Source organism: Mucilaginibacter sp. AK015 (assembly GCF_014200785.1).
GTDB lineage: Bacteria > Bacteroidota > Bacteroidia > Sphingobacteriales > Sphingobacteriaceae > Mucilaginibacter.
This window is the reverse complement of the sequence record NZ_JACHCV010000001.1, coordinates 669,926-687,403: the sequence shown is the minus strand read 5'-3', so window position 1 is coordinate 687,403 and position 17,478 is coordinate 669,926. Positions and strand designations below refer to the sequence as shown.

Below are 17,478 nucleotides of genomic sequence, written 5' to 3'. Positions count from 1 at the left end.
CGCTAAATTGTATATTTGAATATGGCTGCCAATGCTGTTTCACAAATACCGGTCACCAGGTTTACCTATGGCGAAAGCGAAACCCTTAATGACGCTGTTGCTATTGAAGAGCCTTTAGAGATTCGCCTGGAATACGGCCCTGTCGCCGACCGCAAAGTGCAGAATATTTCGGTTACCATGCGCACGCCCGGCAATGATGCCGAACTGGCCAAGGGTTTTTTATTTACCGAAGGCATCATCAAAAACGCTTCGGATATAAAGAAGGTGCCGCATTGCTTTATAGCTTGCGCTGAAAATCGCGAAAATGTGATACAAGTTAGCCTTGCCGAAAACATTGTTCCGCACCTGCAAAATACCGAACGCAACTTTTACACTACATCAAGCTGTGGTGTTTGCGGTAAAGGATCTATAAACGCTATCCGCACCGTGAGCAGCTATAATAACGATATAACAGATGCCAACGCAATTGATGCAACCTTGTTGACAATGCTACCTAATACGCTCCGCGAACATCAAAAGGTATTTGCCGATACAGGCGGTTTACACGCCTCGGCGCTGTTTAGTACAGCCGGTGAACTGCTAATCGTTAGGGAGGACGTAGGCAGGCACAACGCGCTTGATAAGCTTATCGGCGCAGCGCTCGATCAAAATACATTGCCGTTAAACAACTCGGTTTTGCTGTTGAGCGGGCGGGCCAGTTTCGAATTGGTGCAAAAGGCTGCAATGGCCGGCATCAATATTATTGCCGCGGTTGGCGCGCCGTCGAGTTTGGCGGTACACCTGGCGCAGGAGTTTAACATTACCCTGGCCGGCTTTTTACGCGGGGAACGATTTAACATTTATACAGCCCCGCAACGCATTTTAAAACCTACTTATGAAGATACGTATAAAAAATAACGGACTACGATACAGGCTTACGCGCAGTGAGGTAGCAGCATTTGCGCGCGAGGGTATTTTTCAAGAGAAAGTACACATAGGTGATGATGCGCTCACCTACGTTCTGCAACGTACTCCCGGAAGCCTGCTATCGGCATCCTTCAAAAATAATATAATTACCGTGCTGGTTCCTGAAACGGTAGCCAACGAGTGGACAGGCACCGATCAGGTGGGTTTCGAACACAAAACCGACGCCTTGCATTTATTGGTTGAAAAAGATTTTACCTGCCTTGATAATGTTGACGAAGACCAAAGTGATAATTATCCTAACCCTTTAGCTGCTGCAAGGTCATGAAAAATGAAAACGAACAACCAGCGGCATTGAATCCCGAAGAACTGCGCCATTTGACGGTTACCGAACCCAAAAAGTGGGCGGCAGGAATGCCGGCTGTAGCTGCGGCGTTAAAAGATATTTTTGAAGAAACAGGCGTTACGCGCGGGGCCGCGGCATTATTTACCATGAACCAAAAAGGCGGATTTGATTGCCCCAGCTGCGCATGGCCCGATCCTGATGACGACCGCTCCCCCTTGGCCGAGTATTGCGAGAATGGTGCAAAAGCCCTGGCCGAAGAGGCCACTACAAAAAAGCTGACGCCCGAATTTTTTGCGCAGAACTCTATAACTGACCTGGCCAGGCTGGATGATATGGAGATAGGCAAAAAGGGCCGTATAGCGCAGCCTATGTACCTGCCAAAAGGTGGTACACATTATCTGCCAATTACCTGGCACGATGCTTTCCGTAAAATTGGAGATAAGCTGAATGCACTTGCCTCGCCGAACGAAGCGGCGTTTTACACATCGGGTCGTACCAGCAACGAGGCTTCGTTTATTTACCAGTTGTTTGTGCGCGAGTATGGCACGAATAATTTGCCTGATTGCTCAAACATGTGCCACGAATCGAGCAGCGTGGCTTTAGGCGAAACCATTGGCATTGGCAAGGGTACAGTAACCCTTAACGATTTTTACTCTGCAGATGTGATCATAATTATGGGGCAAAATCCCGGCACCAATCACCCACGGATGCTAACCGCTTTAGAGAAAGCCAAAAAGAACGGGTCAAAAATAATAGCGATTAACCCGCTGCACGAGGCCGGGTTAATGGCATTTAAAAATCCGCAAACGGTTAAAGGCGTAATGGGATTTAGTACCCAACTGGCCGATTTATACTTACAGGTGCAGATCAATGGCGACATGGCGCTGCTTAAAGCCTTAGAAAAGTTTTTGTATGACGCTGAGCAACAGGAACCGGGCAAAGTTTTCGACCGGGAGTTTATTGATAACACCACAGTTGGATATGACGAGTTTATTGACCGCGTAAAAAACTTTAACCTGGACGCTTTATGTGCCGCGGCCGGCGTACCGGTTGAACAGGTTAGGCAGGCGGCAGAAATGATAAACCATAAAAGCAAGATCATCATTTGTTGGGCTATGGGCATTACCCAGCATAAAAACGGCGTAGAAACCATTAAGGAAATACTAAACCTGGTGCTGCTTAAAGGCAGCATTGGCAAAGCCGGGGCGGGCTTATGCCCCGTGCGCGGGCATAGTAATGTACAGGGTAACCGCACCATGTTAATATGGGATAAGCCCAAAAAGAAACAGTTGGACAGGTTGAAAGAGGTGTTTGGCTTCGCCCCCCCGTACGAGGCCGGTTATGATGTAGTGGAGGCTATAAAGGCCATGCATGAGGGCAAACTGAAGGTGTTTTTTGCTATGGGGGGCAATTTTCTTTCGGCTACACCCGATACTGCATTTACTGCCCAGGCCATGCGCAAACTTGAAATGAACGTGCAGGTTTCTACCAAACTTAACCGCAGCCATTTGGTGCACGGCCTTGAATCGCTCATTTTGCCTACGCTCTCGCGCAGCGACAAAGATATTGTTAATGGCGAAGACCAATTTATCAGCTGCGAAAACTCGATGGGGGTGGTGCAGTCGTCAAAAGGGATATTGGAGCCTATATCAAAAGACCTGCTAAACGAAACACAAATTATCTGTGAGTTGGCAAAAGCCACTTTAAGTAACCGCACCGTTATTGACTGGGACAAATATGCCAATAGTTATGATGCTGTACGCGATGTAATAGCGCAGGTGATACCCGGCTTTGAGAATTACAACCAGCGTATACGCCTTCCCGGCGGGTTTTATCTGCCGAATGGGCCACGCGAGGGAAAATATGAATCCGCGAAGTTCAAGGACAAGGTGCCTTTCAGCATTACGCAACTACCGGTTAAGCAAATAGCCGATAATGAATATATGATGACCACGATACGAAGCCATGACCAGTTTAACACTACTATTTATGGGCTGCATGACCGTTACCGCGGCATCCATAACGAGCGAAGGGTTATATTTATGAATACCCAAGATATAACAGAAGCGGGTTTTGCTGCAGGAGATCAAGTTGACCTGTTTAACCACTATGATGGTATTGAACGTGTTGCCCGCCTGTTTATCATCGTGCCGTACGATATTCCGAAACGTAACACCGCTACCTATTATCCCGAAGGGAATGTTTTAGTGCCTATAAACAGCGTAGACGATAAAAGCAACTGCCCAACCAGTAAACTTGTGTTTATCAAAATAAGAAAGCATCAGGGATAAAATACGTAAGCAATGAATTTCCGCTTATATCATCACTTGCACTCTTTAGTAAATATTAACCAGTTGAGCCCGGGCTTGTTGCCATTTTAACATCATGACCAAAATTGCAATCTGCATTAAACTTTTAATATTAACGGCCGCAATCACCTGTGTTTTTGAAAGTACCTACGCGCAATTTAACGACAGCACGCATTATCATACTGCTTTCCAGTCGTCCGGCTCTATCAATAAAACTAACGATGGTACGGCATATCTGCTTAACAACACGTTTAGATTTAACATTAAAAAGAAGGATATATCATTAAATTTCAGCAACAACTGGATATATGGCAAGCAAAACGGAAACCTTAGCAACAATGATTTTTCAACCGCGTTGGATTTCAATCTTTATAAAGGCATCCCTCATTTTTTTTACTGGGGCCTGGTTAATTACAACACCAGCTATTCTTTAAAAATAAATAATCAGTTACTTGCAGGGGCCGGTATAGCCTATAGTTTGTTCGATAGCGCCAATACTTATCTCAATATAAGCGATGGTGTATTATTGATTCCAGCGACCTGATGCTGGCAAATAATAAGCGCGACGTGTATCAAACCTACCGCAACTCGTTGCGTTTGCAGTTTAGGTTTAATATTAGCGATAGGGTGGTAATAGACGGCTCTAACTTTTTGCAAAACTCAATGCAGCAGCAAAGCGATTATATTATACGATCTACTACAAGTCTTTCGTTTAAATTGCAAAAATGGCTCAGCCTTACCACATCACTTAACTATAATCGCTTAAATCGTACAAACAGCGAAAACCTGCTGTTCACGTATGGCGTTACCGCCGAAAAATGGTTTTAAATTTATAACTGATATTATATCAAACACTCATTGAAAAAAATAATCGTCCTGTTGTTAAGCATTACCTGGTTTAATGTCAACGGCCAAACATCCGATACCACAAAGATAGACTCAGCCAAATTATTAGCTTTACCTGACACTGTAAGGCACCTGGAGAGCAAGGCGGCTTCATATATCGCGCCAGCCGTGTTTGTCACTTACGGTGCGCTATCGTTATTTGTAAAGCCGATAAGAGATGTGGATATACATGTTTATAACGATATGCAGGAAGATCACCCGAACTTTCATAACCATATCGAGAATTATCTCCAATATGCACCCGCAGCAATGGTTTACGGTTTAAACCTGGCAGGTATACAAGGTAAAAATACTTTCGTAGACAGAACGATATTGTACGGCATGTCGGTAGGTATAATGTCATTTACTACTTTTACTTTGAAGAAGGTGACTCACCGGCTTCGTCCTGATGGGTCTAATAGTTATTCGTTCCCCTCCGGCCATACCGCTAACGCGTTTGCGGCAGCCGAGTTTATGGCACAGGAATATTCCGAAAAGTCGCCATGGTATGGCATAGCGGGTTATTCATTTGCTACCGCAACAGCCATATTGCGTGTTTACAACCGCGACCATTGGTTCAGCGATATTGTTGCAGGGGCGGGAGTCGGTATACTCTCTACTAAGGCTGCATATCTGATCTATCCTTTATTCAGAAATAAATTATTCCACGATAAAAATTCAAATAAAAACAGCCTTATCATGCCAACATATACAAATGGGGTTGCAGGGTTTGCTTTTGTAAAGCAGCTATAAGCCTCGATAACCCGTGTACGGGCAACCATGTCAAATCACCCTTACCATTCATCGTTCTTTTTGCAGCCTGTTGCTTTCGTGGATAGCAAAACCCACACGGCACACTCCGGTTAGTTTACTTTTACCTAACCTGGATCAGTAATCATAAAGGTATACCAATTTTGCCGGTGTGGCCTCACGCGTTACTTATCTTAATAACGCCATCGCATCGGCTTATGCCGCCTTAAAGTGGTATGACGAGCCGGTGAGGAAGTGGTTGAGGAAGAAGCTGGGGTAGAAGAAGGAAAAACGCTTTCCGTCATAAACAACAAAGCCCTGATATTTCTATCAAGGCTTTGTACCCAGCGCCGGAGTCGAACCGGCACGGTTTCCCACAGGTGTTTGAGACCAGCGCGTCTACCAATTCCGCCAGCTGGGCATACTTATTTAAGCAAGTCTTTTGCTTAGAAGCGGGCTGCAAATGTATCTAAACTCTCTTTAATTCGCAATAGATATTTTTGCTTTTGATAATTATTTTTATTGTATAAACTATGCTTTTGTAGTGCTTAAATATATAGTTATAAGTATTTAAGATTTAACCGTTCAATTACCTCAGGATAGTTTTTAAGGTTTTCTATATAATTTTTACTTTTCATTCGTTTATACGATTCTATTAAACGTGCTTGCTGATATTCAAGGTTGTCAATTGAAAGAGAAAACACCCAATCATTACACTTTGCCGTAAAGCTGTTTACGAAATCTTTGTTGGTGTGTTGCTTCATTCGATCGGGGAGATCCTTACAGCTACCGATATAATAACGGTTTAATTCTTTGGAAAAAAGGATATATACGGAGGCCATAACCAAAAATAAAAAAAGCCTTGATATTTCTATCAAGGCTTTGTACCCAGCGCCGGTCCCGATAGCTATCGGGACGAACCGGCACGGTTTCCCACAGGTGTTTGAGACCAGCGCGTCTACCACCCCGATAGCTATCGGGGCCGCCAGTGGGTATTGTTACAACCGTGTGCTTATTGTATCTAAACTCTCTTTAATTCGCAACAGATATTTTTGCCTGTAGTAAACATTTGCAATATCATTTAGCCTGTCTTCCCTGGCGGTATCGTTCAGGGTTTCGTAGTCGTTTGTAAGCGCGCTGAGTTCCTCGGTTATATCGCCCTCAATGGCAGCGACTTCCGCGCTGATGTCGCCAAATTGCTGGGCGTTCTCAATTTCCATCAGGCGTTCGTTGATATCCATCATCTCCATTAAAAAATCTGCCGGTAGCTGTGGTTTAGCGCCCTCGCTTACCAGGTCGTGCAGCCTCAATATATATTCTAACACCTTGTTCGGGTCGCTAAGTGTTTGGTAGGCCTTATTGTTCAGGGTTGATAGCTCCAGTATTTCCTGCTGTTTGTTATCGTCCTCGTTCGCGAAAAAGTCGGGGTGGTACTGCTTGCTTAAAGCATAAAACTGCTTTTTAAGCTGTGCTGCATCGGGCTTAAATGTTTCGGGCAGGCCGTAAAATTCGAAATAATTCATCAATGCAAAACTACAAATTTTTGGTGGCTGAAATTTAAATTACCTTAGCGTATATAACATAGCTAATCTATTATGCCTGTTTTTTACGACCAGATGAACAACGCCATTGATTTGCCGGCAGCGCCGCGGCGAATCATTTCCATCGTGCCATCGCAAACGGAACTGCTGTTCTATCTGGGTTTAGGCGAACGGGTTGTTGGCGTAACCAAATTCTGTATCCATCCGGCAGATAAAGTTAAACAGGTGGCCAAAATTGGGGGCACCAAGCAATTAAATATCGAAGCGATACATCAACTGCAGCCCGACCTGATCGTTGCTAATAAAGAAGAAAATGAGCAAAGCCAGGTAGAAAAACTGATGAAGCACTATCCGGTTTGGATAAGCGATATAACTGACCTGGACGGTGCGCTTGACATGATAACCAAAGTAGGAGAGGTGACCGGGAAACTAACTGAAGCGTTAAGCCTATCCAATAAAATTTCGCTCCAATTTCACACTTTAAAGACTGGTGGTGTAAAAACGCGGGTTGCCTACTTGATATGGCGTAAACCTTATATGGTTGCGGGTAGCGGAACGTTTATAAACAGCATGCTGCAATTATGCGGATTTGAAAACGCGGTTAACGCAACAAGGTATCCCGAACTTACCATTGAGGGTATAAAAGAGGTGAACCCACAGGTTATACTGTTGTCATCGGAGCCTTATCCATTCGCTAAAAAACATATTGATGAATTTAAAAAGCTGTTACCCGATGCAAAGGTGATGCTGGTTGATGGCGAAATGTTTTCGTGGTATGGTAGCCGTTTGTTACATGCGCCGGCATACTTTAAAGGCCTTATTGACAAATTAACACCAATGTAATGAGGCAGATAACGAAAAAAGTAAAATTCCGTTTTAAAGTATAGCTTTTTAAGCTATCTTTGCCAACTCTAAAAAACCAAACGCGGAAGTGGCGTAATTGGTAGCCGCACCAGACTTAGGATCTGGCGCCGCGAGGCGTGGGGGTTCGAGTCCCTTCTTCCGCACATTTTTTTGAAGCCGTTAACTGAGCAAGTTAGCGGCTTTTTTTATGCCTCAAACACTTTAAAGCACTTAGCGAGCCGATTATAAGTTTTAACTATCCTTTCATAGAGATTATTGATTATGATTATAAATATCAATCTCCTATTTTTATAAAGCGTCCCGATACAACGATTATAAACAAGATACCAATACCAAACTCTAAGAAATGGAAAACGATTCAAACGACATCAGTAAATGCCCTTTTCACAATGGCAGTATGAAACATAATGTTGGCGGCGGCGGTACCCGCAACCGCGACTGGTGGCCCAACCAGTTAAAACTAAATATCCTCCGCCAAAATTCATCCTTATCGAATCCGATGGGTGAGGGCTTCAATTATGCGGAGGAATTTAAAAGCCTCGACCTGCAAGCTGTTAAAACCGATCTGTATGCTCTCATGACAGACTCTCAGGATTGGTGGCCGGCAGATTTTGGACACTACGGCGGGTTATTTATACGTATGGCATGGCATAGCGCGGGTACTTACCGGGTAACCGATGGCCGCGGTGGTGGTGGTGCAGGGTTACAGCGGTTTGCGCCGCTTAACAGCTGGCCCGACAATGTTAGCCTGGATAAAGCACGCAGATTACTATGGCCCATAAAACAAAAATATGGCCGCAAGCTTTCCTGGGCCGATTTGATGATACTTGCCGGTAATATTGCGCTGGAATCGATGGGTTTTAAAACGTTTGGATTTGCGGGCGGCAGACAGGATGTTTGGGAAGCTGACGAATCGGTATACTGGGGCTCTGAAACCACGTGGCTGGGTAACGATAAGCGTTATCCTGACGGTTCGCCGGGTGTAAAGGGGCATGGTGTTTTAGTATCTGATGAAGATGCGGATGGAGATACGCACTCGCGCAACCTTGAAAAACCGCTTGCGGCCGCCCACATGGGCTTAATTTACGTTAACCCCGAAGGTCCGGATGGCAACCCTGATCCCATTGCGGCTGCAAAGGATATTCGCGAAACGTTCGGTCGTATGGCCATGAATGACGAGGAAACCGTTGCGCTTATTGCGGGGGGGCATAGCTTTGGAAAAACCCACGGCGCTGCCTCGTCAGACCATGTGGGCAAAGAGCCTGAAGCTGCCGATCTGGAATTACAAGGCTTCGGCTGGGCTAACCAATACGGCTCTGGCAAAGGCCCTGACACCATAACCAGCGGGCTTGAAGTAACCTGGTCTAAAACGCCTACCCAATGGAGCAACAGCTTTTTCGAGAACCTGTTCGGTTTTGAATGGGAACTTACCAAAAGCCCGGGTGGCGCGCATCAATGGGTAGCTAAAAATGCAGACGACATTATACCCGATGCTTACGATGCCACCAGGAAACATAAGCCTACCATGCTTACCACCGATCTGTCCTTACGGTTCGACCCAGTGTACGAAAAAATATCGAGGCGTTTCCTGGAAAACCCTGACGCGTTTGCAGATGCTTTTGCGCGGGCATGGTTTAAATTAACACACCGTGATATGGGCCCCCGCGACAGATACCTGGGACCGGACGTGCCCCAGGAAGTATTACTCTGGCAAGACCCCATACCAGCGGTTGATCACCAATTAATTGATGAAACTGATATTGCCGTGTTAAAGGTAAAGATATTGGCGTCAGGTCTGTCGGTTTCAGAGTTGGTTACAGTAGCCTGGGCATCGGCATCTACCTTTCGCGGGTCTGACAAACGCGGGGGTGCCAACGGTGCGCGTATCCGTTTAGCGCCGCAAAAATACTGGCAGGTAAATAACCTGCCGCAGCTGCAAAAAGTGTTGACGGTATTAGAAAATATTCAAAATGAATATAACAGTACGCAGCAAGGCGGCAAAAAAGTTTCCCTTGCCGACCTGATCGTACTGGCTGGCTGCGCGGGTGTTGAAAAAGCTGCACGGGATGCAGGAGAGAACATCAGTGTTCCGTTCATACCGGGCCGTATGGATGCATCTCAGGAGCAAACTGATATTGAATCGTTTGGTTACCTTGAACCCGCCGCCGATGGTTTCCGCAATTATCGCAAATCAAAAATGCCGGTATCTACCGAGGAATTACTGATTGATAAAGCACAACTACTTACACTTACTATACCGGAACTTACAGTGCTGATAGGCGGTATGCGGGTATTAGAAACAAACTTTGACGGATCAAAACATGGCGTATTTACTTCAACTCCAGGCCGGTTAACAAACGACTTTTTTGTAAACCTGCTTGATATGAGCACTGCGTGGAAAGCGGTATCAGAAAGCAAAGAAGTTTATGAAGGACGTGACCGTACTACCGGGGCTGTTAAATGGACGGCGACACGTGCGGACCTGGTATTTGGTTCTAATTCCGAGTTGAGAGCTGTTGCTGAGGTTTATGCAAGCGCAGATGCCCACGATAAATTTGTAAGAGAGTTTGTAGCCGCCTGGAGTAAAGTAATGAACCTGGACAGGTTTGATATTCATAGGTAGTAAGATTTGTACAAATTTGTAATATAAAAACGCCACCCAATGGGTGGCGTTTTTAATTAACCCTGAATCGATGTTATTTATTAGTATAGTAAGTAATACCGGGCGCATTAAAGTAGATCTCAGGCGCACGGGTTATAGGGTCGGTGGTTGGCAGTTTTGGCCTGGCAGATGCCCTTAGAAGAATAGAAGTGCCCGGCACCGCGTAATCGCTTGCAAGGCCTCTGCCTATTATGGTATAGTATCTGCCCGGTGCCAGCGGTATATCGGCGGTTATAGTACCAAAGTTGGTGGCAGCGCTGCTCAAAGCCATCTGGAACTTATAGTTTGTTGTACTTGTAGGATTAACATCTACCGGTACAAAATCGGTTACCGTGCCATAGCTTGTATTGGGTATTACGGTTTGCGTAGTTACAGTTCCGCCGGCCAGGGTATAGGTGGCGTTCAGGTCTAAAACCTCGCCGTTGGGTACCATATGAGCAAAGCGCACAAACGCTTTATTAGCTATCGGGGCCGGGAATTTATCCTCAACCACCTTAACCTTTAAACCATTGGCCGATCCGCCCGGCAAGCCCATTAAGAATGCCGAGTAGGCAGACCCATCTTTAGTGGCCTGGGTAACCTCGCCGATAACGGTTTGGGGTGCAACAGTTTGCGGGCTCTTTAACACCGGATCTGAAGTTGCAGCTGTGAATTTAATAACAGTACTGCCGGGCGACACGGATAGGTAATTTAAACCGGGGAAAACCGATAAATAACTAAAGCCTGTGGTTATGGATGTTACTATTTCCTGATCAGTTACGGGATAAATGGTTGTCGCCGATACCTTTTTATCATTAACGAAGCCGTCTACTGCAGGTACACCCGACGCCGCGTGTATCAACTTTATTTGCGCGCCGGTAGCCATTTCGCCCTGTTGGGTTATTTTTGTTTTGGTACAACCTGCCATAACTAAAAGCAGGCTGCACGCTATGTATATTGTTTTGTTCATGTCTGTTATTGTTTATGGTAATACAAACCACGGTTTTTTAGTGTGGTAATCAGGATCGAGCGCACCTATGAGCTTAAGCGCAGGAATATTCCATATGTATTCAGAATTGTACCGTGGCCTTAAAAGGTACACCTGTTTACCTGCGTTGGCAGGGTAAATGGTAGTAGGCTTTACATACCCCTGGAAAATGTTCTGATCATATTCGTACCTGCGCATATCAGCCCATGCTTCGGGTGCGCCCCACACAAACAGCGAAATATACTTTTGCTGTATTATATCGCTCAATTGTAACGAGGCTGGGTCCTGGCGTACGCTCGCGCTGGTTAAATAGGCGGTTTTGGCAGGCTCGGAAATATAATTTTGAGTACCTGTTAAAGAACTGCCGATAGGAGGGTTGCTTACAAAGTCAAGTGCGCCCTTAATACCATTTATGTAGGCCGCATAAGCACCGGGCTTATCACCCTTTTTAAATAACGCTTCGGCCGCGAAAAACTGCACCTCGGCGTAAGTCATCAAAACACCCCGGGAATTATCATTAAATATATACTTTGCTGACGGTGTACCCGAGTTGGCTGTAGTAGCCCCGGCCATTGCCGGTATGGCGGTATTTGCATCAGCGGTATTAGGGTCGCCGAGGGGAGCTACAACACCGCGATAAACACCATCCTTACTTGCCGCAAGCAATAGGGGCAAACGAGGGTCCATGGTTTTATCTTGTGCTGGCAATCCCGCCAATATGCGGCCGTCAAGTAACCTGACGATATAATCCGACTGCCGAAAGCTCGGAATGTTTCCGCGGGTGGGGCCCCAGAAATTTGAATCGCCCGATTGCGAGCCGGTGCACTGTACGCTTGCATTATCGGCGTTGCTTACAAATGAGCTGTCGGCATACTTCTTTACAAGATCGGCATTAAAGGTGGCCTTATTGCTTTGGTGAAGCATATTTTGGGCGAGTATCGCATACACAAATTTCACCCATTTTGTCCTGTCGCCGTAATACATGTAATCGCCCTTTGCCAGGTCGGCAGATGTGTTACCATCTGTTTTTATAGCAAGGTTAAGATAATCAAGGGCTTTTTGGCAATCTTTAACTACCTCAGCGTACACATAATCGGGGCTATCATAATTAAAGGTAAGCTTTGTAGGGTCAAAGGCTTCTTTTACAATCATGTTATTATATTCATCGCCGCCGTTTTGCCATCCCCAGGCGCGCAATGCCCAACCAACGCCAATGTAATCGTATTTCTTTTTGGCCATGGCATCTTCCCACATCAGGTTTACATTTTGCCCAAGGCTAAAATAAACCGTACGCCACATCTCGCCGCCCGAATCGCTGCCGGGCACATAACCTTCCTGATCCCAAACATTATTTGCGCTTGGCGAGCCCCATATTTGTGCATACTGGCCTATGTAGCGGCTATCGTACCAGTTACCCCGGGCCATACCTGCCAGCATTGGCGGTAATAATGTACTTGCGTCAACATTGGTTGGTGCATTGGGATTATTATTAATATCGGTGAATTTTTTACAACTGCTTGCAATGCTTATCGCAAGTAAAGCAGTAAACGTGTATATAATTTTTTTCATGGTTATCTGCTTATAATTTTACTCTTAAACCTAACGAAATAGTGCGCGGGGTTGCCACTGTTCCGTAATCAAAACCGGCCGAACCCGAGCCCCTTGTTGACGAATTGTTACCATTAACATCTGGGTCTGCACCCGAGTAATTGGTGAGCATGAACACATCTGTAGCCGTAACAAATATGCTCGCGCTTTTAAACACTTTTGATGGTGCAAGCACGCTTTGTGGTATGGCGTAATTCAGCGTTATGTCTCTCAAACGCAGCCAGTTGATGTCGTGTTCCACAAAATCTGATTCCATGGCGGCCGAGTAATAGGTGTTTTGGTAATACGGTGTAACCTGTATCGTGTTCACGGTCGGGTTGGCCGAATTTTCGTTGCCATCCTTTAATACACCGGGAATAATGCGCGGCTGCATCCTGTCGAGCGTACGGGCGCTCAAACCATAACGGGTAAGGAACAGTTCGTTGGCGTTAAAAACATCGCCGCCCTTGCGTATATCAAACAGGAAAGAAAGATTCAACGATTTGTAAGTAAACGAGTTGCCAAACCCAACAGTGAAATCGGGCTGCCTGTCGCCTACGGTTACAAAGGTGTTGTTTGATATAGGCAACCCGCTCGATGGATCGACCAATATCTGGCCTTTATCATTACGGGCATAAGTATAGGCCGCAATATTGGTTAAGCTGCTGCCGGGGAATATACTGGCACGTGCGTTGGCATATACCCAGGTATCTGAGTTATAGTACTCGGGCAAATCGCCAAGGTTTATCACCTTGCCTCGGTTAAGGGTAAAGTTTACAAACGTATTCCATGTAAAGTTTGGAGTTTTAACAGGGATGCCTGTAAGCTGGGCCTCTATACCACGATTCTTTATTTCGCCGCCGTTCACAAATTCAAGGATATAACCCGATCCGTAGCTTATGCGCGGGTCAAATATCTGGTCGGTCGCCCGATATTGGTAAAAGCTGATATCTGCGCCTAAACGGCCTTCAAAAAACTGCAGTTCTGCGCCAAAGTCAAGCTGGTAATCCTTTTCGGGCCGCAGGTTTGGGTTGTTACCTGTAACGTCGTAAGCAAAACCGCCACCGGTGGTAGCCTGCTGTACAACACTTGATTTGATTTTGTAAGGCGCAAAAGGATCCTTACCCACACCGGCATATGAAAACCTCAATTTACCATAGGATAACACCTTGTTGTCTTTTAAGGCAGGGAGCTCGGTAAAGATAAAGCCTGCACCAAACGACGGGTAAAAATAGCTGGATTTTTGTGTACCTGCTAAACGCGACGAGTAATCCTGCCGGCCTGTAGCATTAATAGTTAGCATCTCCTTATACACAATACCTAACCGTGCGATTTCCCCTATGCGGCGCGTCTCAAAAAAGTTGCTCGAGTTGCGCTGTGTAGTAGGCGTGGTGTTATTGATGGTATTAAAATCGGGCTGCAAAAACTTCTCGCCATAAAAGCCATTGATCTGGTCGCGGTTATCGTATACCTCAGCACCTACGGCAAGCGTGGTTCTGAAATCGCCAAAGGTCTTTTTAAACGTGGCAAATAACGACCCATTGGTGAGCAGGTTGTTGTCATTATAATTATCGATAATACCACCAGTGGATATACCGTTAGTAGCCGCGAAACTATTTAACGGCGAGTTTTGGTACGATGAACTGTACTGACTTAACAGGTTATTGCCGTTTGTAGTATAAAAATCGATACCTACCAGTGCCCGTAAGTTTAACCAGCTTGCCGCATCAAAAGACAGGTCCACGTTGCCAAGCATACGGTTTGTTTTGTCGCGGCTGATGTTTTTATGGGCATCCCACAAAGGGTTATCGAAATCAACCGAAGCATCGGTTGTTACGTTTTTTATACTGGGCGGCAATAAGGTACGCCTGCTGCCATCAGGGTTTAGATAGTTGCGTACATCATCGTTTGTAGGCCAGGCCAGCGCATTAATGTATGTACCGGAGTTACCCTTATTTAACTTACGGTTATCTATATTGAAATAGTTGAAGCTTGCACTACTGGATAATTTTGAGCTTAATTTAGCTGAACCAGCAAGGCGCAGCGATATCTTATCATTATAAGCTACTGGCAACACACCGCCGGTATGCCTGTATTCGGTAGATATGCGGTAGGTAGCTGTTTCGTTACCACCCTCAAGCGCCAGGTCGTGCTGTTGGGTAAAACCCGTTTGGAAGATATTCCTGACGTTATCATAAGTTTGTGTGCCCGGCGCGTAGGCAGGGCCAAAGGCTGTCCTTACCAACGGGTCGAGGTTACCTGATGAACCCGGGCCAAAGGTATTTTGGACCTCCGGGAAACGGTAAGCCTTAGCAAAGCTAAAGTTGTTGTCGTAAGTAAGCGCGCCATTGCCGCTCCGGCCTTTTTTAGTGGTGATGATAATGGCGCCGCCAGCCGCGTCAGAGCCATAAACGGCGGCCGCATCGGCACCTTTAAGTACGGTAATGTTCTCGATATCGTCGGAGTTGATATCGGCTATACGGTTGGTGAAATCCTGTCGGCGGTTGTCGCCGTTTGATGCCAGCGAGCTTTGGCTCAGTGCGTCGTTATTAACGCGAATACCATCAACTACAAACAAAGGCTGGTTGCTGGCGCCTATAGAAGTTATCCCCCGCAGCACAATTGAAGCCGAAGCGCCCGGTTGCCCGCTGGTACTGGTGATATTAGCCCCCGCCACACGCCCCTGTAACGCCGTTACAAAGTTTTCGCGCTGAGTAGCCTGCACCGCCGAGCCTTTTATTACCTGTACAGAGGATGTAAGGTCACGCTTTTCCTGCCTTACACCAAAGCCGGTGGTGATGGTAACTTCCTGCAGACTTTTTAAATCGGGCTGTAATACTACGTTAATAACACTTTCGGCACCCACGGTACGTTCGGCCGGACTGTTGCCTATAAAAGAATAAACCAGTACCTGACCAGGTGCAGCGTTAATAGAATAACGGCCGTTAACATCGGTGCTTACCGCTGTGGTGGTGCCTTTGATCTTTACTGTTACACCCGGCATTGAGAGGTTGTCTGCGCTTGAGGTGACTGTTCCGGTTATTGTTTTGCTTTGTGCCATTACCTGCAAAGCACAACAATTAACCAACAGAAGAAAGAGGAGTAGATGTTTCTTCATAAAGGAGTTTTTAAAGGGTAAGTAGATAAAAAAATGAATGTCAGGAAATATTTATTAATTATCAAATAAAAATCGGGCGATTATATTTAACCATGCAAGATTAAGCCTCCCTTTAAATTAAATGTATTTACTTTGTTACTTTATAGTAAAAAGATAGACTTTATGGGGAAATTGAATAGTAAAGGTCTTTTCGGGTTAACTGAATGGGGCCGACCTTTGTAAGCAAAGCGACATAATTATATACAGTCCCGTATGCAAAACCGATAAGAGTAGTAAGTTTGCTATGGTTAAATAATACAGCAATGCCTTTTTTATCACGCGTATCACTTCCCCCGCTTAATGAGGGTTTTTTGCAGCACATTGCGAGTCTTAATAATGGTTTGCAACTTGAACTAAAAAACAACGTAACATTTTTTGTAGGCGAGAATGGTTCGGGCAAGTCTACATTACTTGAAGGGATAGCAGAGCAATGCGGATTTAGCCTTAGAGGGGGTAACCGGAACCATAACTTGAACACCGGACACCGGTTTGAAGGTTATGAATCGGCATTAGCTTCCAGTCTGCAATTGTCATGGACACCACGCCGGATAACAGAGGGCTTTTTTATGAGGGCCGAAAGCTTTTTTAATTTTGCTTCATACATCGATGAGTTGGCCCGAAGCGACCGCAGGATATTGAATGCTTACGGCGGCCGGTCGTTGCATGAACAGTCGCACGGCGAATCATTTTTAGCCTTATTTAATAACCAGTTCGAATCAGGTATCTATATCCTTGATGAGCCCGAAGCGGCACTTTCACCCGCCAGGATACTTGCCTTTATATCTGTTATAAACCAGCTTGATAAAAGCGGCAGGGCCCAATTTCTGATAGCAACCCATTCGCCGATGCTTATTTGCTATCCTGGGGCCACCATTTACCAGTTCGACGAAAGCGGCGTGCGCGAAACTACTTACCAGGACACCGAACATTTTTACCTTACCAAATCATTTTTAGATAACCCGGCAACATACCTTCGCCATTTGACGGGTGAGTAGGTGTACTTTTTAAACGATCGTCTTATGCAGTTGCTCGGTTTATGCCGAGTGACGTTTATTATAAGCTCTCCGGCCGCATGGTTTTAAATTACGGCGGCAAGATGCCGCTCCTGCAGATCTTCTTTTTGTTGCCATCGGAGAGGTATTATTTCTTAAACTCCCCGAAGTGCCAAAGAACACCTGAGGGGTCGTGCACAAAGCATTCTTTGCCCCAGGGCTCGGTTCTCACGGGGGTAAGGCGTACGTTGTATTTCTGTGTAAGATCAAGCGCTACCAGTTCCTGCCAAAACCGGTTCACATCATCCACCTCCATAAAAAGCATAGTGTTATCTATCCAGTCTTTAACGTACGCATCCTGCAGGTAAAAGCTTAAGGCGCCGCTTTTAAATACGCACATATCGGGCGATAATACGGTTTCTTCAAAGCCAAGGTCGCGGTAAAATCTACGCGATACGTCGTAGTCTTTAGCGCCTATAAACGGGCGGAGGGATATGCCTTTGTCTTCCATGTTA

15 protein-coding genes and 2 tRNA genes are annotated in these 17,478 nt (G+C 45.7%); 10 read left to right on the top strand and 7 right to left on the bottom strand.

Features of this window, described 5'->3' with window-relative positions; all coding sequences use genetic code 11:
• The first annotated feature begins 21 nt into the window (after nt 1–21).
• The 6 genes from fdhD (at nt 22) to HDC91_RS02975 (ending at nt 5,196) form a co-directional block, all read left to right on the top strand.
• A complete protein-coding gene (gene fdhD / locus HDC91_RS02995; protein WP_183548322.1) occupies nt 22–897 on the top strand; it encodes a formate dehydrogenase accessory sulfurtransferase FdhD in 876 nt (291 codons plus the stop codon).
• Complete coding sequence (locus HDC91_RS02990; protein ID WP_183548320.1) at nt 875–1,231, top strand: hypothetical protein; 357 nt, start codon at nt 875–877, stop codon at nt 1,229–1,231. Before fdhD ends, HDC91_RS02990 begins: the two co-directional genes overlap by 23 nt.
• Nucleotides 1,228–3,540: an FdhF/YdeP family oxidoreductase gene (locus HDC91_RS02985; RefSeq protein ID WP_183548318.1), complete on the top strand. Its 2,313-nt coding sequence runs from the start codon at nt 1,228–1,230 to the stop codon at nt 3,538–3,540. The genes HDC91_RS02990 and HDC91_RS02985 overlap by 4 nt, the downstream gene beginning before the upstream one ends.
• Before the next feature lie 94 nt (nt 3,541–3,634).
• The gene (locus HDC91_RS19920; protein WP_255476647.1) at nt 3,635–4,102 is read left to right on the top strand and encodes a hypothetical protein; all 468 of its coding nucleotides are present in this window, start codon (nt 3,635–3,637) and stop codon (nt 4,100–4,102) included.
• Nucleotides 4,102–4,386, top strand: a complete 285-nt coding sequence (locus HDC91_RS19915; RefSeq protein WP_255476646.1) for a DUF481 domain-containing protein — start codon at nt 4,102–4,104, stop codon at nt 4,384–4,386. The genes HDC91_RS19920 and HDC91_RS19915 overlap by 1 nt, the downstream gene beginning before the upstream one ends.
• Nucleotides 4,387–4,416: 30 nt before the next feature.
• Nucleotides 4,417–5,196 (top strand): phosphatase PAP2 family protein, encoded by a 780-nt coding sequence (locus tag HDC91_RS02975; protein ID WP_221262089.1) that lies wholly within the window; start codon nt 4,417–4,419, stop codon nt 5,194–5,196.
• 338 nt (nt 5,197–5,534) lie between these two features.
• Here the strand turns inward: HDC91_RS02975 and HDC91_RS02970 are convergent.
• The 3 genes from HDC91_RS02970 to hscB form a co-directional block, all read right to left on the bottom strand.
• A tRNA-Leu gene (locus HDC91_RS02970) sits at nt 5,535–5,614 on the bottom strand.
• Nucleotides 5,615–5,753: 139 nt separating this feature from the next.
• A complete protein-coding gene (locus tag HDC91_RS20130; protein WP_183548316.1) occupies nt 5,754–6,035 on the bottom strand; it encodes a GIY-YIG nuclease family protein in 282 nt (93 codons plus the stop codon).
• Nucleotides 6,036–6,191: 156 nt separating this feature from the next.
• Nucleotides 6,192–6,716, bottom strand: coding sequence for a Fe-S protein assembly co-chaperone HscB (gene hscB, locus HDC91_RS02960; RefSeq protein WP_183548314.1), 525 nt, complete (start codon nt 6,714–6,716; stop codon nt 6,192–6,194).
• Nucleotides 6,717–6,788: 72 nt separating this feature from the next.
• Between hscB and HDC91_RS02955 the strand changes: the two genes are divergently transcribed.
• The 3 genes from HDC91_RS02955 to katG all read left to right on the top strand — a co-directional run bounded on the left by HDC91_RS02955 (nt 6,789) and on the right by katG (nt 10,221).
• Nucleotides 6,789–7,577: a helical backbone metal receptor gene (locus tag HDC91_RS02955; protein WP_183548312.1), complete on the top strand. Its 789-nt coding sequence runs from the start codon at nt 6,789–6,791 to the stop codon at nt 7,575–7,577.
• 82 nt (nt 7,578–7,659) lie between these two features.
• Nucleotides 7,660–7,741, top strand: a tRNA-Leu gene (locus HDC91_RS02950).
• Between the two features lie 203 nt (nt 7,742–7,944).
• Nucleotides 7,945–10,221, top strand: coding sequence for a catalase/peroxidase HPI (gene katG / locus HDC91_RS02945; RefSeq protein ID WP_183548309.1), 2,277 nt, complete (start codon nt 7,945–7,947; stop codon nt 10,219–10,221).
• 73 nt (nt 10,222–10,294) lie between these two features.
• On the opposite strand, the gene HDC91_RS02940 is transcribed toward katG, so the two are convergent.
• Genes HDC91_RS02940 through HDC91_RS02930 form a run of 3 tightly spaced genes read right to left on the bottom strand, consistent with a single transcriptional unit; the run spans nt 10,295 to nt 15,875 of the window.
• The gene (locus HDC91_RS02940) at nt 10,295–11,209 is read right to left on the bottom strand and encodes a DUF4397 domain-containing protein (RefSeq protein WP_183548308.1); all 915 of its coding nucleotides are present in this window, start codon (nt 11,207–11,209) and stop codon (nt 10,295–10,297) included.
• 12 nt (nt 11,210–11,221) lie between these two features.
• The gene (locus HDC91_RS02935; protein WP_183548306.1) at nt 11,222–12,796 is read right to left on the bottom strand and encodes a SusD/RagB family nutrient-binding outer membrane lipoprotein; all 1,575 of its coding nucleotides are present in this window, start codon (nt 12,794–12,796) and stop codon (nt 11,222–11,224) included.
• 10 nt (nt 12,797–12,806) lie between these two features.
• Nucleotides 12,807–15,875 carry a SusC/RagA family TonB-linked outer membrane protein gene (locus HDC91_RS02930; RefSeq protein ID WP_221262088.1) on the bottom strand — a complete coding sequence of 1,023 codons (3,069 nt, stop codon included), beginning with the start codon at nt 15,873–15,875 and terminating at the stop codon, nt 12,807–12,809.
• Nucleotides 15,876–16,234: 359 nt separating this feature from the next.
• Between HDC91_RS02930 and HDC91_RS02925 the strand changes: the two genes are divergently transcribed.
• A complete protein-coding gene (locus HDC91_RS02925) occupies nt 16,235–16,966 on the top strand; it encodes an AAA family ATPase (RefSeq protein WP_183548302.1) in 732 nt (243 codons plus the stop codon).
• A 145-nt stretch (nt 16,967–17,111) separates the two neighbouring features.
• Here HDC91_RS02925 and HDC91_RS02920 read toward each other — a convergent pair whose 3' ends face one another.
• Complete coding sequence (locus HDC91_RS02920) at nt 17,112–17,474, bottom strand: VOC family protein (RefSeq protein ID WP_183548300.1); 363 nt, start codon at nt 17,472–17,474, stop codon at nt 17,112–17,114.
• Nucleotides 17,475–17,478 lie beyond the last annotated feature (4 nt).